General features: G+C 35.0%; 18 protein-coding genes and 1 riboswitch. Of the genes, 13 read left to right on the top strand and 5 right to left on the bottom strand.

Annotated elements, in window-relative coordinates:
* Positions 1-28 precede the first annotated feature (28 nt).
* The 7 genes from dcd (at position 29) to ACO05K_RS15375 (ending at position 9,851) form a co-directional block, all read left to right on the top strand.
* Complete coding sequence (dcd, locus tag ACO05K_RS15405; protein WP_421945316.1) at positions 29-565, top strand: dCTP deaminase; 537 nt, start codon at positions 29-31, stop codon at positions 563-565.
* 85 nt (positions 566-650) lie between these two features.
* A complete protein-coding gene (locus ACO05K_RS15400) occupies positions 651-3,341 on the top strand; it encodes a TonB-dependent receptor plug domain-containing protein (protein WP_421945315.1) in 2,691 nt (896 codons plus the stop codon).
* 89 nt (positions 3,342-3,430) lie between these two features.
* Positions 3,431-6,118: a TonB-dependent receptor gene (locus tag ACO05K_RS15395; RefSeq protein ID WP_421945314.1), complete on the top strand. Its 2,688-nt coding sequence runs from the start codon at positions 3,431-3,433 to the stop codon at positions 6,116-6,118.
* An 86-nt stretch (positions 6,119-6,204) separates the two neighbouring features.
* Positions 6,205-6,966: an enoyl-CoA hydratase/isomerase family protein gene (locus tag ACO05K_RS15390; RefSeq protein ID WP_421945313.1), complete on the top strand. Its 762-nt coding sequence runs from the start codon at positions 6,205-6,207 to the stop codon at positions 6,964-6,966.
* A 109-nt stretch (positions 6,967-7,075) separates the two neighbouring features.
* On the top strand, positions 7,076-7,957 hold the full coding sequence (locus ACO05K_RS15385) for an SDR family oxidoreductase (RefSeq protein ID WP_421945312.1): 882 nt from the start codon (positions 7,076-7,078) through the stop codon (positions 7,955-7,957).
* 101 nt (positions 7,958-8,058) lie between these two features.
* Positions 8,059-9,330 carry a phosphoribosylamine--glycine ligase gene (gene purD, locus ACO05K_RS15380; protein ID WP_421945311.1) on the top strand — a complete coding sequence of 424 codons (1,272 nt, stop codon included), beginning with the start codon at positions 8,059-8,061 and terminating at the stop codon, positions 9,328-9,330.
* Positions 9,331-9,335: 5 nt separating this feature from the next.
* Positions 9,336-9,851: an SMI1/KNR4 family protein gene (locus tag ACO05K_RS15375; protein WP_421945310.1), complete on the top strand. Its 516-nt coding sequence runs from the start codon at positions 9,336-9,338 to the stop codon at positions 9,849-9,851.
* Positions 9,852-10,041: 190 nt separating this feature from the next.
* On the opposite strand, the gene ACO05K_RS15370 is transcribed toward ACO05K_RS15375, so the two are convergent.
* Both ACO05K_RS15370 and ACO05K_RS15365 read right to left on the bottom strand, forming a co-directional pair.
* The gene (locus ACO05K_RS15370) at positions 10,042-11,184 is read right to left on the bottom strand and encodes a redoxin domain-containing protein (RefSeq protein WP_421945309.1); all 1,143 of its coding nucleotides are present in this window, start codon (positions 11,182-11,184) and stop codon (positions 10,042-10,044) included.
* An 89-nt stretch (positions 11,185-11,273) separates the two neighbouring features.
* Positions 11,274-12,455: a formimidoylglutamase gene (locus ACO05K_RS15365; RefSeq protein WP_421945308.1), complete on the bottom strand. Its 1,182-nt coding sequence runs from the start codon at positions 12,453-12,455 to the stop codon at positions 11,274-11,276.
* A 70-nt stretch (positions 12,456-12,525) separates the two neighbouring features.
* Between ACO05K_RS15365 and ACO05K_RS15360 the strand changes: the two genes are divergently transcribed.
* On the top strand, positions 12,526-13,494 hold the full coding sequence (locus ACO05K_RS15360) for an NAD-dependent epimerase/dehydratase family protein (RefSeq protein ID WP_421945307.1): 969 nt from the start codon (positions 12,526-12,528) through the stop codon (positions 13,492-13,494).
* A complete protein-coding gene (locus ACO05K_RS15355) occupies positions 13,487-14,788 on the top strand; it encodes an HAD-IB family phosphatase (RefSeq protein ID WP_421945306.1) in 1,302 nt (433 codons plus the stop codon). The genes ACO05K_RS15360 and ACO05K_RS15355 overlap by 8 nt, the downstream gene beginning before the upstream one ends.
* A 92-nt stretch (positions 14,789-14,880) precedes the next feature.
* On the opposite strand, the gene ACO05K_RS15350 is transcribed toward ACO05K_RS15355, so the two are convergent.
* A complete protein-coding gene (locus ACO05K_RS15350; RefSeq protein ID WP_421945305.1) occupies positions 14,881-16,170 on the bottom strand; it encodes a voltage-gated chloride channel family protein in 1,290 nt (429 codons plus the stop codon).
* A 15-nt stretch (positions 16,171-16,185) separates the two neighbouring features.
* A riboswitch (Fluoride riboswitch) is annotated at positions 16,186-16,239 on the bottom strand.
* A gap of 65 nt (positions 16,240-16,304) precedes the next feature.
* On the opposite strand from ACO05K_RS15350, the gene ACO05K_RS15345 reads away from it, so the two are divergent.
* On the top strand, positions 16,305-17,270 hold the full coding sequence (locus ACO05K_RS15345) for a tryptophan 2,3-dioxygenase family protein (protein ID WP_421945304.1): 966 nt from the start codon (positions 16,305-16,307) through the stop codon (positions 17,268-17,270).
* A 144-nt stretch (positions 17,271-17,414) separates the two neighbouring features.
* Positions 17,415-18,479: a branched-chain amino acid aminotransferase gene (locus ACO05K_RS15340; RefSeq protein ID WP_421945303.1), complete on the top strand. Its 1,065-nt coding sequence runs from the start codon at positions 17,415-17,417 to the stop codon at positions 18,477-18,479.
* 56 nt (positions 18,480-18,535) lie between these two features.
* Here the strand turns inward: ACO05K_RS15340 and ACO05K_RS15335 are convergent, their stop codons facing one another.
* Together ACO05K_RS15335 and ACO05K_RS15330 are read right to left on the bottom strand one after the other, a co-directional pair.
* Complete coding sequence (locus ACO05K_RS15335; RefSeq protein ID WP_421945302.1) at positions 18,536-18,943, bottom strand: hypothetical protein; 408 nt, start codon at positions 18,941-18,943, stop codon at positions 18,536-18,538.
* Between the two features lie 47 nt (positions 18,944-18,990).
* The gene (locus tag ACO05K_RS15330) at positions 18,991-19,671 is read right to left on the bottom strand and encodes a hypothetical protein (protein ID WP_421945301.1); all 681 of its coding nucleotides are present in this window, start codon (positions 19,669-19,671) and stop codon (positions 18,991-18,993) included.
* A 226-nt stretch (positions 19,672-19,897) separates the two neighbouring features.
* Here ACO05K_RS15330 and ACO05K_RS15325 point away from each other — a divergent pair, with 226 nt between their 5' ends.
* A complete protein-coding gene (locus tag ACO05K_RS15325) occupies positions 19,898-20,353 on the top strand; it encodes a ferritin-like domain-containing protein (RefSeq protein WP_421945300.1) in 456 nt (151 codons plus the stop codon).
* A 157-nt stretch (positions 20,354-20,510) separates the two neighbouring features.
* Positions 20,511-21,383: a class I SAM-dependent methyltransferase gene (locus ACO05K_RS15320; protein WP_421945299.1), complete on the top strand. Its 873-nt coding sequence runs from the start codon at positions 20,511-20,513 to the stop codon at positions 21,381-21,383.
* Position 21,384: the final 1 nt, after the last annotated feature.

Raw genomic sequence — 21,384 nt, 5'->3', positions numbered from 1 at the left:
ATAATTTAGGCCAAAAATACGCATAAAAATGATATTATCTGATAAAAGGATTTTGGAGGAAATTGATAAGGGAACAATAATTATTGAACCTTTCGATCGCAGTTGCTTAGGTACCAATTCGTACGATGTGCACTTGGGAAAATATTTAGCAACCTACAAAGACCGTGTATTAGATGCTAAAAAACATAATGAGATTGAGCATTTTGAAATCCCGAAGGATGGTTTTGTACTACAACCAGGTACATTATATCTTGGCGTAACTTTAGAGTATACAGAAACGCATAGCCACGTTCCATTTTTAGAAGGTAAAAGCAGCACAGGAAGATTAGGTATTGACATTCACGCTACTGCCGGAAAAGGCGATGTAGGATTTTGCAATACCTGGACATTAGAAATTTCTGTTGCACAACCCGTAAAAATTTATGCAGGTATGCCAATCGGACAATTGATTTATTTTGTTGTTGAAGGTGAAGTAGAAACGATGTACAACAGCAAAGGAAACGCTAAATATAATAACAAAACAACCAGGCCGGTAGAAAGTATGATGTGGAAGAACAGCTTCTAAACTGACCTGATTTTCATGCAAAATTCATAATAATATGCCTCAGGTTTCGTACCTTGAGGCATATTTATTTTTATATCTACGCCAAATGAAAATTAAAGTATCGCTCTTTCTTAGTTTCCTTATTGTGTTTTTAGGTTTTGCTGCTTTTAAAATGGACGATGATCCGTTTACGCAGTTGCTTAAAAAGTTAGAAGATTACTCAGCAAAATATCCCCAAGAAAAAGTTTACCTGCATTTAGATAAACCTTATTACGCCATTGGCGATGATATCTGGTTTAAAGCATACACAGTAAACACCAAAACACTTGCGCCATCAGAAATTAGTAAGATTTTATACATAGAGCTTATTAATGAAAAAGATTCTTTAAAGAGGCTTGTTAAACTTCCTTTGATGGGAGGCATAACCTGGGGCGATTTTAAACTTACCGATTCACTTGGCGAGGGAAATTATCGAATTAGAGCATACACCAATTATATGCGAAATTTCGGTACAGATTTTTTCTTCGATAAGAATATTAAAGTTGGTAATGGATGGGCAAACAAAGTTTTCACTTTTACCGAATATAAGTTTAGCAAAGAAAACAACGCAGATAAAGTAAACGCAAATATCCGTTTTGAAGATAAAAACGGTGTTGCTTATAAAGATAATGAGGTAAGCTACGAAGTTCAACTGGATTACAGAACAATTGCAAAAGGTAAAGCCAAAACAAATGAGTCTGGTGAAGCAAATCTTAGTTTTACCAACAACCAATCTTTCCTCAATAAAAAAGGAAAAATTATTGCAACTATAACTTTAGAGAACAAGCAAAAAGTTGTTAAATCTATTCCAATAACTTCGACAAGCAACGATGTTGATGTTCAGTTTTTGCCAGAAGGTGGTACAATGGTAGAAGAACTTCCGCAGAAAATTGCAGTAAAAGCTATTAATGGAACTGGTTTAGGAGAAGATGTTAAAGCTAAAATTGTAGACCAAACAGGTGCCGAAGTTACGAGCATTGAAACTACTCACTTGGGTATTGGCAGTTTTGTCTTAAATATGCAAGCTGGAAAAGTTTATACTGCTAAAGTTACTTTTAAAGATGGCTCTCAGAAAGATTTTCGTTTGCCTTTAGCCCAAAAAAGCGGTTATGCACTGTCTGTCAATAATCTCGATACCGGAAAAGTATCTGTTAAGATAATGACTACTGCAGATTTGACAAATTCTGATGAGTTGAAAATTGTAGCGCAACAAGGTGGAAACATTTACTATGTTTCAAAGGCTAAAGTTGATAAACAGTTATTAACCGCAGTATTCCCAAAAAGTAAATTACCTTCTGGAATTGTTCAGTTTACGCTTTTCTCTGCCAATAATCAACCAATTGCAGAACGCTTAATTTTTAATAAGAATAAAGTTGATGTTATAGATGTCAAATTAAACACATCAGGAGCTTCTGGCCAGAAAAAGGGCAAATCGACTATAGATTTTAATGTAACAAATAGGCAAAAGCCATTAATTGGAAGTTTCTCAGTTTCGGTTACAAATGCCAGTAAAGTTACACCCGATGAAGATAATGAGAGTAACATATTTGCCAATTTGCTGCTCACATCAGATTTAGCAGGTTATGAAGAAAAACCAAATTATTACTTCAAAAATGATGATGCTAAAACAGTAAAGGATCTGGATAATTTGCTTTTAACTCAAGGCTGGAGGAGATTTCTTTGGAAAAACGTAATCAGTGGCGCTGGTCCGGCATTAACTTATAAGCCTGAGCAATCTACCTCGATTAGTGGTGTGGTTACAAAAGGTGGTAAGCCTGTACCTAACGGTAAAGTTATGATAATGGCTACCAAAGGCGGATTATTTATTCAGGACACTACAACAAATGCCGAAGGTAGATTTAGTTTTGATAATTTGGAATTTAACGATAGTGTAAGGTTTGTTGTGCAAGCCAGAACAAAAACCGACAGAAAGTTTGTAGAAATTAAGCTTGATGCAGTACCCACACAAATTGTTACTAAAAGCAAAAATGGCGCAGAAGTAGATGTTAATGTAAACAATACCTTGATGAAGTACATTAAAGAAAGCGACAATTACTTTAATGAAATGACCAGATTAGGATTGCTTGAGCGCACCATTAAACTTAATGAAGTTACAGTAACGGAGCAAAGAAACCCTGCCAAAAATTCTGCTAATTTAAACGGTGCTGGTCGAGCAGATTTTATATTAACCGCAAAAGATTTAACAATGTGCGTAACGCTTTCGCAATGTTTAAATGGTAGATTACCTTTTGTTTTATGGAGAAATGGTGTTCCTTACTCAACGCGAAGCCAGAATACGCCAATGGCAATAGTGGTTGATGGAATGAATGTAGAATCAGATTTTCTTGATGTATTAAATCCTAACGATATTGAAACGATAGAGGTTTTACGTACCCCGGGAAATACCGCAATTTACGGAAGCCGTGGAGGTGGGGGTGTATTAGTTATAACGACAAAACGTGGCGGCACTGATGTTGTTTCTAATAGTTATGCACCGGGCGTGGTTACCGTTAATGAAAAAGGTTTCTCTATTTCTAGAGATTTCTATGCACCTAAATATGATGGAGCAACAAGTACATCAAGAGCCGATTATCGCAGTACGATTTACTGGAATCCGCAAGTTGTGAGTGACAAAGATGGAAAGGCAACATTTAACTTTTACAATGCTGATGAAGCCGGAACATATCGAATTGTTATCGAAGGAATTGATGCTGAAGGTCATTTTGCGAGAACGGTATCTACATTTGATGTAAAATAATTATTGCAATAACTAAAAGGTTAGTCTAAAAATAACGATATATGCCTCAGGTTTATTAACTTGATGCATAATCATTTTACCTAACCATTATGAAAAATCTAGTTACACGTCTGCTGCTTCTCTCGGCGGTTTTTGCAACACTTTTAGCATTTAAAGGAGATGAAGATCCGTTTAATGCTATTCTTAAAAAACTGGTAGATTACAATACTAAATATCCCCACGAAAAAGTTTACCTCCATTTAGATAAACCTTATTACGCCGTAGGCGATGACATCTGGTTTAAAGCTTATGCAACAAACTCAAATGCAAAAGGGCTTTCTTTATTAAGTAAAATAATTTATGTTGAGTTAATTGATGATAAAGATTCATTACAGAGACAACTCAAATTACCATTAATGAATGGCGTAAGTTGGGGCAATATTAAAATTGCGGATAGTTTGGCAGAAGGTAACTACCGAATCCGGGCATACACAAACTACATGCGAAATTTTGAGACCGACTTTTTCTATGATAAAACCATTAAAATCGGTAATAGTATTTCGAACAAAGTTTTCACTAAAACAGCTTATAAATTCAGCAAAGAAAATAATTTGAATAACATCAGTGCAACCATACATTTTGAAGATAAAAATGGTATGCCGTACCGCGAAGATGAGATTAGTTACGAGATTCAAATTGATGATAAAACACAATCAAAAGGTAAAGCTAAAACAGACTTAAATGGCGATGCGAAAATTAATTTCACCAGCAATCAATTAAATAAGCAGGGTAAAATATTAGCTCGTTTGCAGCTTCCAAACAAGTCTAAGGTTTTAAAAGTTATTCCAATCGTTAGTACATCAAACCAAATCGATGTACAATTTTTACCAGAAAGTGGTGTTTTATTGGAAGATTTACCACAAAAGATTGCTGTAAAAGCCATTAATTCTACAGGAAGAGGCGAAAACATCTCTGGGGTTGTTCTGGATGATAATAAAAAAGTAGTTACTACTTTCCAAACCGAACATTTAGGTATGGGGAATTTTATTACAAATGTGCAGCCAGGCAAAATCTATACCGCTCTTGTTAAATTTAAAGATGGTTCTGAAAAGGAATTTAAATTTCCGGAAATACAAAAGAAAGGCCACTCAATCTCTGTTGATAATACAAATGATAAAATACTAAAAGTAAAAATATTATCCTCTGCTGATGTAATAAATGGAGAAGAGCTTAAAATTGTAGCACAGCGAAATGGTTCTATTTTTCATGTAGCAAAGGCTAAAATTAATAAGCAATTGGTTTCTACATCGATAGATAAAAGTAAACTTCCATCAGGCATTACCCAGCTTACTTTATTTTCAGGCGATAATCAGCCTATTGCTGAGCGATTGGTATTTTTAAATCAAAAAAACAATCAGTTGTCGATTAAGGTAAATACCGATTCAGTTTCTGCAAATAGAAAAGGTAAAACGGTTTTTAACTTTAATGCATCTGATAATCAGAAAGCAGCAGTTGGAAGTTTTTCTATATCTGTAGCCAATATTAGCAAGATAAAACCCGACGAAAATAATGAAAGCAATATTTTAAGCAATTTGTTACTCACCTCAGATTTGGCTGGTTATGTTGAAAATCCAAATCATTATTTCCTTAATGATGATGAAAAAACTAATCAGGAATTAGATAATTTAATGCTTACCCAGGGCTGGAGCCGTTTTGTATGGAAAAACGTGATTAATGATGTTTCTCCAAATATTACCTATACCCCAGAGCAATCTACAGTAATAAGCGGACAGGTAAAAAAAGGGAATAAACCTGTAGTTGGAGGTAAAGTTATGTTAATGGCTAAAGATTCTAAAGGATTTGTATTGGATACGCTAACAGACGCTCAGGGTAGGTTTAAATTTCAAGACCTGCTGTTTAAAGACAGTACAAAATTTGTGGTTCAAGCCAGAACAAAGAGTAACGATAAAAATGTAAACATCATTTTAGATAAAATACCTGATCAAATAATTACAAAAAACAAAAACATAGCAGATGTTGAGGTTAATGTAAATGAGGTTGTAATGCAGTATATTAAAGCAAATGATACCTATTTTGATGAGATGAGGCGCTTGGGCTTAATGGAAAAAAGCATAAAACTTAATGAAGTAACTATTGAAGGCAAAAAGAATTTAGCACCAAATTCATCTAATTATAATGGGCCCGGAATGGCAGATTTTGTTTTAGGTGGAGATAAAATGAAAAATTGTGTTACCTGGAGTTGTGTTTGGGGCCAACTTCCTGGTGTAATTTCTAAATTAGATACCCCAAGACTGATAAGAGGAGGAGGAGGTTCGTCCACTCTTAAAGATACTCCAATGTTATATGTAATAGATGGTATTTACCCTGGTACTTTGGATGGTCTAATGCCCCGTGATATTGAAAGTATAGAATTATTAAAAACAATTGCTTATACAACAATTTATGGGTTCGAAGCAGGTGGTGGAGTTCTTGTAATCACCACAAGAAGAGGTGTAGACACAAAATATGTAGCGGAAGGCATTGTGAGTTTAAATCCTAAAGGTATTAATGTTTCTAAAATATTTTATGCACCTCAGTATAATACACCTGAGCAAACAAATACCGACGATACCCGAAGTACAATTTACTGGAATCCTGAAGTTATAACAAGTGATAGTGGTAGCGGGCGATTTGAATTTTATAATGCTAACGAACCCGGTGATTACAGAATGATTATTGAAGGTATTGATGTATCAGGACGTTTGGCGAGAAAAGTATATACTTATAGCGTTAAATAACTAAAAAGTAATAAATTTGAATTAGTATGCATGCATACTAATTCAAATTTATTACTTTGCTTCAAATACATTCAAAATATCATTAAATGAATACAATAAAAGTTAGTGTTAAAGATCGTTTGGCTACCATTACTTTAGATAGAGGCAAGTCGAATGCCATGAACCGTGAGTTAATTGTAGAATTTAATGATATGCTAAACAACATCTCCAATGATGATAATATTGGCGGTGTGATTTTAACGGGTAAAGCGCCTTTCTTTTCGGCAGGCTTAGATCTTGTAGAGCTTTATGGGTATAACGAAGAAGAGGCGAAATCTTTCTTCGAATTGTTCTTCAGTTTTACTGCCAATCTTGTATCCTTTAAAAAACCTATTGTAGCTGCCATTAGTGGTCATAGCCCCGCTGGTGGTTGCGTTATGGCCTTGGCCTGCGATTATAGAGTAATGGCAGAAGGACAATTTATTATTGGTTTAAATGAGGTTCCGGTGGGGATTATCGTTCCAAATAGTATATTTCAATTATATGCCTTTTGGATTGGTAGCGCAGAAGCATCTAGAAGTTTGTTAACAGGAAAATTATTTAATCCAGAAGAAGCGTTAAAAGTTGGTTTGGTAGATGAAATTGTAAAAAACGAAAGTTTGCTTACAGCTGCGGAGCGAAAAATAAAGAAATTTATGGAGCTTGAAAGTAATACTTGGTCACAAAGTAAGCTAAACATACGGGCTGAATTAATAGCCGCTGTTAGTGGTAATCAATCTGCAACATTAGAAAAAATGTTGGTTCAATGGTGGTCGCCTTCAACCAGACACATATTGAAAACCATTTTAGAAAACCTGCAGAGGAAATAATCGATTTGGTAAATCAGCAATTAACCAATTTGAACAATTAAACAGTTCACCAATTAACCAATTAACCGCTTAGTCAGTTCACCAACTAACCACCTAACCAACTAAATATATGTTAAATTTCAATCAACCGATGCTTCGTGATGATGCTTTAAAAGGCAAAACCATTGTAATTACCGGAGGCGGTACCGGATTAGGAAAAGCAATGGGGGTTTATTTCCTAAAATTAGGCGCCAACTTGGTTATCACCAGTCGTAAGCAAGATGTTTTGCAAAAAACGGCCGATGAAATGGAAGAAAAAACCGGAGGTAAAGTTTTAGCTGTAGCTTGTGATGTACGCGAAATTGAACAGGTTGAAAACGTACTTGCAAAAACGATTGAAAAATTCGGAAGTGTTGATGTACTTTTAAATAACGCAGCAGGAAATTTTATATCGCCAACAGAACGACTTTCTGCAAATGCATTTTCATCAATAATCGATATTGTATTAAAAGGAACTGTTAACTGCACTTTAACTTTTGGAAAACACTGGATAAAAGAGAAACAGGCAGCAACTGTTTTAAATATTATAACAACATATGCCTTTACTGGGTCTGCATACGTGGTGCCTTCTGCATGTGCAAAAGGTGGCGTTTTAGCCTTAACGCGTTCGCTTGCGGTTGAGTGGGGTAAATACGGAATCAGAACAAACGCAATTGCACCAGGTCCATTTCCTACAAAGGGTGCTTGGGAAAGATTATTGCCGGGCGATTTGGCCAAGAAATTTGATTTTAAAAACCGTGTGCCTCTAAAACGAGTTGGCGAACACCAGGAACTTGCAAATTTAGCAGCCTTTCTTGTGAGCGACTTTTCGGGATATATTAATGGAGAAGTTATCACAATTGATGGTGGCGAATGGCTTCAAGGTGCTGGTCAAATGAACGGTTTAGAAGCTATCCCGAACGAAATGTGGGATATGCTAGAACAAATGACAAGAAACGCAAAGGGAAGTTGAAAGTAAAAAGTAAAAAGTAAAAAGTTGAAATGTGAAGTGAAAAGTTTTGATGCCCAATACTTTCAACTCTAAACTCTAAACTCTTTTTTTATCTTTGCCGAATGAATATTTTACTATTAGGTTCAGGTGGCAGAGAAAGTGCATTTGCCTGGAAAATCAGCCAATCTTCACACTGTGATAAACTTATTATTGCACCCGGAAACGGTGGGACTGGCACTTACGGTACCAATATCAACATCAGCGTAAACGATTTCGATGCTATCAAAAAAATTGTTTTAACAGAGCAAATTGATATGGTTGTGGTTGGCCCTGAAGAACCTTTGGTAAATGGTATTCATGATTTTTTTCTTGCCGATGCTACAATAGCTCATATTCCAGTTATCGGGCCAAAAAAAGAAGGTGCAATTTTAGAAGGAAGTAAAGATTTTTCTAAGCAGTTTATGGAGCGTCACGGCATTCCAACTGCTGCATCTCGTTCTTTTACCCCAGAAACTTTAGAAGATGGCTTGGCTTACCTTCAAAACCATGCTTTGCCAGTTGTTTTAAAGGCAGATGGTTTAGCTGCGGGTAAGGGCGTTTTAATTTGTACTGAAACGATAGAAGCTCAGGAAGAATTAAAGCTAATGCTTGGTGGTAAGTTTGGTGCTGCTGGTGCAACAGTTGTAATTGAAGAATTTTTAAGTGGTATAGAACTTTCTGTTTTTGTTTTAACTGATGGTGAAAACTACATCACTTTACCAGAAGCTAAAGATTATAAACGTATTGGTCAAGCTGATACAGGTTTAAATACTGGCGGTATGGGTTCTGTTTCTCCTGTGCCTTTTGCTTCTGCAAAATTTTTAAATAAAATTGAAGAAAGAATAATTAAGCCTACAGTTGAAGGGTTAAAGAAAGATAATATCGATTACACAGGTTTTATTTTCTTCGGATTGATAAAAGTTGGTGATGAACCTTATGTTATTGAATACAATGCTCGTATGGGCGATCCGGAAACAGAAAGTGTTATCCCAAGAATAAAAAATGATTTGGTCGAGCTTTTCATCGCAACGGCGAATAAAACTTTAAATCAGGTTAAATTAGAAATTAGTGAAGAAACTGCCGCAACCGTAATGATTGTTGCAGGCGGTTATCCTGGCGATTACTTGAAAGGGAAAGCAATTTCAGGAATAGAAAATCTTCGTCATTCAAATGCTTTCCATGCTGGAACTTTATTAGATAATGATGTAGTTAAAACAAATGGCGGCCGTGTAATTGCGATTACAAGCTTGCAAAAAGATTTGTTTACTGCACTTCAATCTGCAACTGCAGATGCCGGAAGAATTTATTTCGACGGCAAATATTTCAGAGAAGATATTGGTTTCGATTTAATTTAACGTTGATGGAAACCAAATTAAAAAAAACACTTAAAAAAATCTCAGAAACTGCGATTAAACAAGGTGAATTCATATTTACTAGTGAACAGGTTGAATCGAAATGGTTAGGAGGCAAACCAGCTACTGCTGATGAAATTAAGCAGCTTGAGGAAAGACTACAAATTGACTTACCAAAAGATTATAAAGATTTTCTATCAATTACTAATGGTTTCACTACACCAAATGAAAACATTGAGCCATCTTTTGAATCAACAACAAATGTTGGTTTTTTGAAAGATATTGATCCTGAAATAATTGAGATTTGGATTAACAATGATGAACTTTTAGATGTCGCAATTAAATTAGCAAGAAGCATTGTTGTTGGTGGTAGAAATCAAGAACAATATTTCCTTTTAGTACCACCTTTGTTGGGCGGTGAATGGGAATACTGGAAATTTGCTTCGTGGATACCGGGCGAAGATCCATATGAAGGAATAGAGAATTATTTCATCAATGCGCTCGATTTTCTAAAATCATCATAAAAAAAAATAAAATTTAATGCCACAGATTTACAGATTTTTATTTGAACTAATCTGCGAATCTGTGGCTTATTAATGTCCATTCTATTTGTTTTGAATAGCCATTGATATAATCTAAAAAAAGTTAGCCATAGATTTACAGATTTTAGTTTGAACTAATCTGCCAATCTGTGGCTTCTTTGTAAAAGCTTAATTATTTGGATTTGCTACCCAATAGCTCTTGTAATTTACTTTGCAAAGCTTCTTCTCTTAAACCTTTAGCAATAATTTTACCTGTCGGGTCAATTAAAAAGTTAGCCGGAATAGAACGGATACCATACATTACCGCAACTTCATTTTCCCAATATTTTAAGTCTGAAACTTGAGTCCAGTCTAGTTTATCATCAGCAATTGCTTTTACCCAAGCATCTTTAGCGCCTGGTCTGTCTAAAGAAACGCCCAATACGGTAAAGCCTTTATCTTTAAATTTATTATATGCTACAACAACATTTGGGTTTTCCTGACGGCATGGACCACACCATGATGCCCAAAAATCAACTAAAACATATTTTCCTTTAAAGTCAGATAATTTTACTGGCTTACCATTAACATCATTCTGAGTGAAATCCATTGCCATTACACCAACAGCTGTCTTTTTAGTAGCCTCTAAAGTTTTTGCTAAAGTTGTACCAATTTTTGTTGCTTTTAATTCCGGACTTAGGCCTGCGAATACAGTTTCAACTTGTGCTTGTGCATCCGGATCTCCAGATAATTGACTTAAGGTCATTAAGCTTACATAAGATTTTGGATTGCTTTTAGCAAAGTTTAAATATATCGGGTTCATTTGCTCCGATATCTTTGAATACCTTTCTCTTAGGCCACCAATAACTGCATTGTCCTTTTTTTGCTCATCAGTAAGTCTGGCGTATTCAGCATCAATAGCGTTTAATTGTGTTGTTACAGGATTTAAGCTCGCTTTTAATTTTGTATTATCATTATTTGCAGCTGTTCCGCTAACAGAAATGGATTTAATCGAATCAACAGAGCTTACAACAATATTTCCAGGTTCTAAGTAAAGGTTTGCGTAATCCAAATTTTTGGTGTTCGCACCCTTTACATAAGGGTTAATGTTTTTGAAAAGATTGCCGGAAATTGGATCGGTAACAGTTCCTTTAAATTCAAATTTGCCGTTGGTAACTGCAGCAGAATCTGTTTTGCGCTGACTGTTTTCGCTGTAAATAAGGTAAACCTTATCGCCTGTTTTTAAAGATTTTGCATCACCTTTAATTGTGAAGGGTTTCTGAGCCATAGCAGCTAAAGGCAAAATAGCCATAGCTGATAAAATTATTTTTTTCATTAGTTGATTTTATTTCTTGTGAGAATTGTAACACTCTAAAAATCAAATGTAAAAAAATGTAACCTCAACAGATTAAAAATTGTGTAAAATTATGATAGCTTTTGATAGGTACGCCACCATAAGTCGGGCATATCGCCATTAACTGCAGTTTGGTAATCATCATAACGGCAAGGAACTAGGTGGTAGCGCTCATTTTTCGACTGCTGCGCAGGATAAGGAACCTGCATCCACCACCTATCCGATTTTTTGCTTTTTACAAATGTCATTTCGCCAGAACCATCTTTTAAGCTGGTTCTGTAAATAATAAATTGAGATTTTGGGGTTAAAGGAAAATCTTTTTTGCGAGCATAAAAACCATCTACAAAGTACCAAACCATTTGTGCTAGTAAAAATGCGGTTTGACCGTTGTTGTCATAAGCCGGATTAAATTCATAAAAACCGATTGAAGTTAATTTATCATTCATGCCAGCATATCGGGCTATTCTACAAGCTTCCTCACCATCAAAGCCATTTGGGGTAGCGTTTGCATTTGCTGCGGCATCCGCAGAACGGATTGCGCCAATATCAAAACTCACCATATTCGCATTGCGAATAATAGGTTCGGTAAGTGTTATATCCTGAGCAAATTCGCCAACACGATGTGCATCAAAATAAAGTTTATCCATTACGTTTAAACTTTCCTGATTTACAAAATAGGTTTGATAGCCAAGATTACTGAAGTTGAACAGATAATTAGGTTGGTGTAAAAATATTTTGTTTAAGTAACAATCAGAACGGGTTTCTATACCTTCGCTTTCGTGTCCATCTATATCAAATTGATTATCAACAACAACCAAGTCTACTTTTTGCTCCAAGTCTTCATAACCTAAATATTGCGCATAAGTTAAATCTTGTCCGCCGCCAATAATTACCGGAATAATATTGTTTTTTATTAATTCAGAAACCGCCATTTTAACGGCAATGTAAGTATCGGCAACAGTTGCGCCATGTCTGATATTTCCTAAATCTACAATTCGACTCTCAAAAGCACCTTCGTTTAACTTATAAAATTTCTCTCTGAAATAGTCTGGAGCAATTCCGCAACCTTCGTTATTTACAGCATTTCGCCCATCTAGAACACCAAAAATTGCAATATCGAATTTATTTTCTTCCAAATCTGGAAATGATTCAGTGTAAAATTCGGTTTTCATTCCCAGCTGACTGGTGAAAAAACCTTGTTTTGGTGTAAACTGATCAATATTTAAGGGAGAAAAGAAATCGGTTAGTGACATATATTTAAAACTATCGCCCCAAATATCTATTTTTGAAAGCGTATTTTCACCAATAGCCCCAAAAAATATAATGATACTCGTAACCGGCGGAACGGGATTTTTAGGATCTGAGTTAATAAAACAGCTAACTGATAATGGTTTAGCCGTTCGGGCTTTAAAAAGAAAAACATCTGAAATTCCTTCATTATTAAACAACATAAAATTAGTTGAATGGGTAGATGCCGATATTAATGAACCTTCTGCTTTGGAAGATGCATTTACAGGAATTACAAAAGTTTTCCACTGTGCGGCTTTTGTGTCTTTAAATTCAAATCATAAAAAGCAACTTTTTCATGTAAATATTGATGGTACATCGAACATTGTAAACCTCTGTTTAGATAATAATTGCAGGTTGGTTCATGTAAGTTCAATAGCAGCTTTGGGTGAGGCAAAAAAAGGAAGTCAAATTACTGAAAAAGATTTCTGGGAGTATGATTCGAAAGCACACGCTTACGGACTTTCGAAATACGAAGCCGAAATGGAAGTTTGGCGTGGAATAACAGAAGGACTAGACGCAGTAATTGTTAATCCATCGGTAATAATTGGTAAAAATGCTGGTTTTGAAGGCAGTGGTGCAATTTTTAAACTTGTTAAAGATGGCTTTCCATTTTATACAAACGGCGCTTCGGGCTTTGTTGATGTTGATGATGTAGTTAAATACATGATTGCACTTATGGACAGTGAAGTTACTGCCGAACGTTTTATCCTCTCATCAGAAAACATTCATTATAAAGATTTATTTACCTCAATTGCAAATGGTTTTGGCGTTAAAGCACCAACCAAAGAAGCTAAACCCTGGATGCTTGGTATTGCCTGGAGAGCATTAAAATTCTTTTCCATCTTTACCCGAAATCATCCATCTATAACAAAAGATACTGCCAAAAGTAGCGTAACATTATGTTACTATTCAAACGATAAAATAATTAAACAAACCGGAATACAATTTAAGCCACTTTCAAATAGTATTGCAGAAATCACCCAACACTTAAAAAATGCCTAAACAAAAAGCCTACTACATTATTGATTTTGATAGCACTTTTACGCAAGTAGAAGCTTTGGATGAACTTGCCAGAATTTCATTAAAAAAACATCCGCAGAAAGAATCTATTTTTCAAAAAATTGAAGATTATACCAATCTGGCGATGGAAGGAAAGTTGTCATTTTCTGAAAGTTTAGCTCAGAGAGTAAAACTTTTAGAGGCCGATGAAGAGCATTTAAAACAACTAATTAAGCATTTAAAGAAAAAGGTTTCAACATCTTTCTCTCGTAATGCTGAGTTCTTTAAAAAACACGCTGATGAAGTTTTAATCGTTTCTGGTGGATTTAAGGAGTTCATTACTCCGGTTGTTAGTCAGTATCATATTAAAAAAGAAAATATTTACGCCAACACTTTTGTAACCACAGGTGATGGAAAAATTATAGATTACGACCATGCAAATCCTCTTAGTGAAGAAGGCGGGAAAGTAAAATTACTTCAGCATTTAAAATTAGAAGGCGAACTTTTTGGAATTGGAGATGGTTATTCAGATTTCCAATTGAGAGAAAGTGGTTTAATAAATAAATTTTTCGCCTTTACAGAAAATATTGCTCGCGAAAGTATTGTTGCAAAGGCCGATCACGTTACGCCAAGTTTTGATGAATTTTTGTATGTGAATGATTTGCCAAGAGCAATTTCATATCCTAAAAACCGCATTTTATGTTTGGTTATTGGCGATGTTGACCCAAAAAGTATCGCCTTGCTGAAAAATGATGGTTTATCAATAAGGCACAAAACAAGTTTCGAAGAAAAATACGTTAAAGATGTTGGCGTAATATTACTTGCTGATGGTGAGAAAATAGATAAAGCACAACTTAAAAATGCAATCAAACTAAAAACGATTGGTTATTTAGGTAATTCTAGAAACAAAGTTGATGCCGAGCTTTGTACTAAAATGGGTATCGTAATTTTTGATGATGTAAAAGCAAATCCGCGTAATTTCGATTTCATACCGAAAAGGATAATTGATTTTATGAATACAGGCGCAACTTATTTAAGTTCAAATTATCCTAATTTACAGTTGCCAAAAATCGATAAATCGCACAGGCTAATTCATATTCATAAGAACGTTCCGGGCATTATGGCGCAAATAAATACGGTTTTTGCTAAACATAATATTAATATCGTAGGACAGTTTTTAATGACAAATACCGAAATCGGCTATGCCATTACCGATATTAATGCAGAGTATGATAAACAACTATTTAAGGCATTGAAAAAGATTGAGCATACTATAAAATTTAGGGTTTTATACTAGGATTATCTTGTAGTGATATTGAGTTTAACCCCTCGGTCTGTGTCTTCACAGACCGAAATTAAAAACTATAAAAAGCATTGTTAAATGCTGCATTACTTTACAAACTGATACCTTTTTAGTAAGCCATGTTTAGGGCTTCCAACAGATTGAGAGCGATAAATTCCGTTGTGACCCGAAAACAAGTATGCAACTACACATGCTATTGCAAGGTAAACTCCACTGCTGCTTCCAAATAATTCAATTCCCATTATAATGCAAGCCAAAGGGGTATTTGCTGCGCCAGAAAATACGGCAACAAAACCCATTCCGGCCAATAAGGCAACAGGCAAAGGTATGAATATGCTTAAAAAACTGCCAAGTGTAGCGCCAATGAAAAATAATGGTGTAACTTCTCCACCTTTAAAACCCGAGCCTAATGTTAAGGCGGTCAAAAATATTTTTATTGCAAAAGCATAATAGGGTTGCTGCAAATTAAATGATTCTGAGATGGCTGGTATGCCCAAACCAATATATTTGAAAGCGCCTGAGGTAAAAATTATAATCACCAATATTATACCACCTAAAACTGGCCTTAGCGGAGGATATTTTATATTAGAAAAAAGCGATGTAAAGCCATGGCTTAAAGTAGAGAATAATCTGGCTGTTAAGCCGAATAATACTCCAGTAATTGCTGCATAAAAAAGGTTAATGGCACCAATTGATGGTATAGAATTTATTTGATAATGTGTGTGACCAACGCCCCAAAGCTTGCAAATATAATCTGCAATTATTGCTGTTAAAAACGATGGAAGTATGGCTGTGTAAAATAAGCTTCCAATAATAAAAACTTCTAAACCGAAAATGGCTCCGGCCAGCGGTGTTCCAAATACCGAAGCAAAACCTGCACTTATTCCACAAATAAGTATAATCTTTCTATCTCTTGGCTTTAATTTAAAAATTTTCGTAAACTGATCTGCAAAGGCTCCACCAATTTGAACAGCTGTACCTTCTCGTCCGGCAGAACCGCCAAATAAATGCGTAATTATTGTGCCTGTAAAAACCAATGGCGCCATAATTAGTGGAATAACCTTTTTAGGCGTTTGAAGTTCTTCAATCAATAGGTTGTTGCCTTTTACCACATCTTTTCCAAAATAATGATAAAAAAGCCCGATAACTAATCCTGCTAATGGAAGAAAGTATATTATTTGTTGATGGCTTGTTCTGTAAGAAGTTACATATTCAAGAGATTCTAGAAAAAGCGCGGAAGCACTTCCAATAAGTATACCTAAAATTGTTGCGATAAACAGCCATTTTAACAGGCTTGTAATCGTAATTTTTAGTTCTAGCTTTACAAATCGGGAAACAGACAGAAGAAAACCTTCCGTTAATTTTTTGACAGGCATTTGAATCAATTTTAATAAATCGTAGGAGTCATCAGCCTGTTTGGGCGGTACCCCATCGCCATGAATTCAAATGTATAAATTTTAGCCTTTTGTTGCAAAATGTTTATCACCTTTGTACAGATCAAATAAATAGAATGGATTTCACCCCGGAAATTAAAGACAAGCTAAATCAATTACAAGAAAAATATACAGCAATGGGTCAGGATATGGCTTCCTACCTTGATGGTTTGTTATATGCAGATTTTCTTACCTATTGGGATTACATCCATTTAGATACTTTGCTGAGCCTGCAAAGTCCAAAAACGCCTTTTCCTGATGAGGAAATATTTATAATGTATCATCAGATAACGGAGCTTTACTTTAAGCTTGCCTTGCATGAGTTTAATCAGGTTGCTGAACATGATAATCTTACTGTTGAATTTTTTACAGCAAGAGTTAAAAGAATAAACGCATACTTTAATGCTTTAACAACTTCTTTCGAAGTGATGGTTGATGGCATGGAAAAAGAGCAATTCTTAAAATTCAGAATGTCGCTTTTGCCGGCTAGCGGATTTCAATCTGGTCAATACCGTATGATTGAAATTAGCGCAACTGATTTTATTCGTTTAACGGATAAAAGTAAACGATCGGAATTAGAAAACGCAACGATAGAAGAGCAGTTCGAACACATTTACTGGAAATTTGGCGCAACAGAATTAGCATCAGGAAAGCAAACACTAACATTAAAACAGTTTATTAAAAAATATGCAGCTCAGTTTTTGCAACTGGCTAAAAATAGAGCATCAAGCAACTTTGCCGCACTTTATCATCAGCTGGAAGCTAAAGGAAATGATGTTAGTTTGTTAGCCGAAGAATTAAGGAAACTTGATTTGTACGTTAATGTCGAATGGCCGCTATCGCATTATAAATCTGCTGTTAGATACCTGGAAAAAGATCCGGTTGATATTGCCGCAACTGGAGGGACCAATTGGCAAAAGTATTTACCTCCGCGTTTTCAAAAAAGAATATTTTATCCGTTTTTGTGGACAGAAGATCAGATGAACGAATGGGGCAAAGGATGGGTACTTAGTGTGCTTAAAACACTAAAGAACAAAGATTAATATCTTCAAATTCTATTAAGATAGCCCGATTTTTTGTAAATTGCGAAAAAAAATGATTGAAATAGAGAATGGTAGAATGATTGAATCGCAGGATTCAAATCCATTCACTCATTCGAAAATCAGTCATTCAAAAATTAATTACATATGACTGAAACATTAGATATAAAAATTGTTCAGGCCGATAAAACACGTTTATCAGTTACAGATTTTTCTCAATTACCGTTTGGTAAAGTTTTTACCGACCACATGTTTACTGCTGATTATGAAGATGGCGAATGGAAAAATCTACAGATTTTACCTTACGGACCAATTCCTATGAGTCCGGCGATTTCTGCTTTACATTACGGTCAGGCAATTTTTGAAGGTTTAAAAGCCTATCGCCAACCTGATGGTAAGATTAGTGTTTTTCGTGCTGATAAAAACTTCGAGCGTTTTAATAAATCTGCAGCCAGAATGTCTATGCCAACTATTCCGGAAGAGATTTTTATGCAAGGTTTGGCTACATTAATCAATATTGATGAAAAATGGGTTCCTGCACAAGACGATTATGCATTGTATATTCGTCCGGTAATGTTTGCAACGGACCCTTATCTTGGTGTTAAAGCATCAGATACATATAAATTTGCTTTATTAACTACACCAACTGGCCCGTATTACAGCAGTGCATTAAAAGTTAAAATCGAAACAGAATTTACAAGAGCTGATGAAGGTGGTGTTGGTTTCGCAAAAACCGCAGGTAACTATGCACGTTCATTGTATCCGTTCGAGCAAGCTAAAAAAGAAGGTTACGATCAGTTAATCTGGACAGATTCTGTAAACCACGAATTTATTGAAGAAGCGGGAACTGCTAACTTAATTTTTGTGATCAACGGTAAATTGGTTACACCTTCTGTACGCAGTACGGTTTTGGATGGTGTAACTCGCGATACAATTATAAAACTAGCGAAGGCTGCAGATGTAGAAGTTGAGGAACGTAGAGTTTCTGTAAGAGAAGTTATCGAAGGAATTGAAAATGGTTCTTTAACAGAAGCTTTTGCAGCAGGTACAGCAGCAACAGTTACACAAATTGGTGAGATTGGTTATTTAGGTAAAACCTATAAATTAACAGATTCTGCTACAAGAACAGTTTCAAATGGTATTGCTAAAAAGCTTAACGATATTCGTTACGGCTTGGCAACAGATGAATTCGGCTGGAATTGGGTTTTATAAACCTAATTTTTAATGGTAAAAAAAGCTCCAAACTTATAATTTGGAGCTTTTCTTTTTTAATAGAATAACTGCGACAATACGTTAGATGTTGTATTGGTTGCAGGTTTTAATGAGGCAAACTTTGAAAGTTGCGCAACTGTTAAAACAGTACTTAACTTAGATTTTAAACCGCTTGCTAATTTGGAAAACTTACTGTTGTAAGCCGCAGGATCAGTTTTTTGAGTTGCGATAATGCTGGCCTTCTGTACCAGAAAATCTTTAACAATTGATGTGACTGAAGGTTTTTGAGCAGTTGTTAAACTTAATGCAGGTGATAATTTTCCCAAAATACCTGATGTAAGGCTACTAACATCAAAACCAGATGCCGAAGCTGCTGCAGCACCTACTTTACCTAAAATACTTTGCGCTTGTGCGGCAAAGTTTAAGCCCAAGAAAAGAGCTGATAGTATAAATAACTTTTTCATTTCTATATTTTTTCTACGAATATAAAATTTTTACTCTTTTTGGGAATTTATTTCTTTTGAAGGTTTGATTTTGAGCTATCTAAATAGATATAGTTAAGCATGCAAAATGAGGCAACAGCACCAAATGTATGCCATAAAAAGTGTGTGCCAATTTTTAAGATTTCCCATTTATCGGCAATTCTAAAAGTTAAGGCAAAAATAAAAGCAAGCAGTGCAAAGCCTACCCATTTTCCATTCTTCCATTCATTTTTTAATAAATAACCAAATACTGGAAACAATACTAAAGCAGCCATAAACGCATAGTTTATGTTTACGAAGATCTGAAAATCGCCACTGGTAAATTGTTTTCTTAATACAAATTGAAAAATAGCATAAACCAGTACAATTAGTACGGCAAAATACCACTTGGTAATTTTAGCCAAAAAGTAAACTCCTGCCGAAAGACATAAGAGCATTATTGGCATCCAATCCATCATAATAAATATTGGCCAGCGCCTTAAGCCATGATATGTTGTACCGCCGATACCACCAATGTAAAGCAGAACTAAAGCAAATGATAAGAATCTGTAAGTTAGGAATTTACCCCAAACTTTAAAGCTAAAGTAAACTGCTATAGCCAAAAAGAAACAGCTTGTAATTGTATTAAGTGGTTCAGGGAAAAAATTTGCCAGGTTGGTTTCGGTATAAGTTGTACCTCCATCTGGTGGAGTTTGAATTAGTGCATTCATATTTTGCAATAGGAATTGTTTTAGTAGTTGCAATGTGCATTTATAAACTCAATGTTTTAACTCAGCATACAGGTTTTTAAGTAAAAAAATTGCGACCGAAAATTAATAGGCTGATAATATTGTCTTAAGCATTATAGCAAATCGGTGTAAGGAATTTATAATATGACAAACCTTTTTTTGATTCTTCGTGTTGCTTAAATACATCGAAACTATAAAAAATAAAAACATGAATACTACAACATTAACTGCAGAGGTTTTAAACGACCTGGTACAAATTAACAACGATAGAATTGAAGGTTATGAAAAAGCTCGTAAAGAGTTAAAAGATGGCGACACAGATTTAAAATCTTTGTTCTTAAATATGATTGAAGAAAGTCAAAAATATAAGCTTGCACTAGCTCAAGAAGTAGGCGTTTTAGGAGAAGAAATTGAAACTGGAACAACCAACTCAGGAAAAATTTACAGAGCCTGGATGGATGTTAAAGCCTTATTTACAGGTCACGATCGTCAAACTGTATTAAACAATTGTGAGTTTGGAGAAGATGCAGCACAAAACGCTTACAAAATGGCTTTGGAAGTAGAAGGTGTTCCTGCAAATATCAGAGAATTAATTTCTGAGCAAAAAGCATCATTGAGAGTTTCTCACGATGAGATAAAAAGACTACGTGATGCTCATGCTTAAGTCGTAAATTTTTAATACCATTAGGTTTTTTATTATATTGTCATCGACTAATACATTAATAAAACCTATTTTGAATATATCTAATTCATTAAAGGCGGGCAACGAATTATGTAAAATTTGTTACTCGCCTTTTTCCGATACTTACCTTGTTAAGGAAATGATGTTCGGCTTTCGCGATAAATTTACATACAATCAGTGTTCAAGCTGCGGTTGTTTACAGATTGCTGAATTTCCACAAAACATCGATAAATATTATCCTCCCTATTATTATTCTTTCAATGCAGAAACGGCAACTTTAAAAAGGCAGCCATTTATCAAGCGTTTAATAGGTAATTTTAGGTTGAAAAAGCTTTTTAAAAAGGACCGTCCAGCCTTGCGTTATTTAAAACCTATTAATGTAAAGTTTTCTGATAAAATTTTAGAGGTAGGTTGTGGTAAAGGCAAGCAAATATGCGATTTGTTTAATCTTGGTTTCGAAAACATCGAGGGTGTAGATAAATTTATTCCTCAAGAAATTGATCATGGCTTTGGCGTTCGTATAATGAAGAAAGACATCCAAGAACTTACACCTAACAACTATGATTTAATTATTATGAATCATGTTTTGGAACACATGCCAGAGCAACAGGATGTTTTGAAAAATTGCCGGAAACTATTAAAAGATAAAGGATGCTTATTAATCGCCATTCCAATCATCGCCGAAGCTTTTGAGATATACAAGGAAAACTGGGTTCAGCTAGATGCGCCGAGACATTTTTTTCTGCATACCGTTAAAAGTATGAATATTCTGGCCGCAGAAACAGGTTTTGAAATCAAACACACCCTTTTCGATTCAATAAGCTTGCAATTTTGGGCAAGTGAATTATATAAAAAGGATATGCCGCTTTTCCCTGAAGAAAACAATCGATTAGCTTACCCGGTAGAAAAGTTTTTTACTTCAGCAGAAATGGAAGATTTTAATGAAAAATCAATAAAATTAAATCAGGAAGGAAAGGGCGACACGGCAGTTTTCTATTTATATAAATCTTAGA

Source organism: Pedobacter sp. (assembly GCF_965227205.1).
In the GTDB taxonomy this organism is placed as follows: Bacteria; Bacteroidota; Bacteroidia; order Sphingobacteriales; family Sphingobacteriaceae; genus Pedobacter.
The sequence above is the reverse complement of the archived record's forward strand: the minus strand, read 5'-3'. Positions and strand labels throughout refer to the sequence as shown.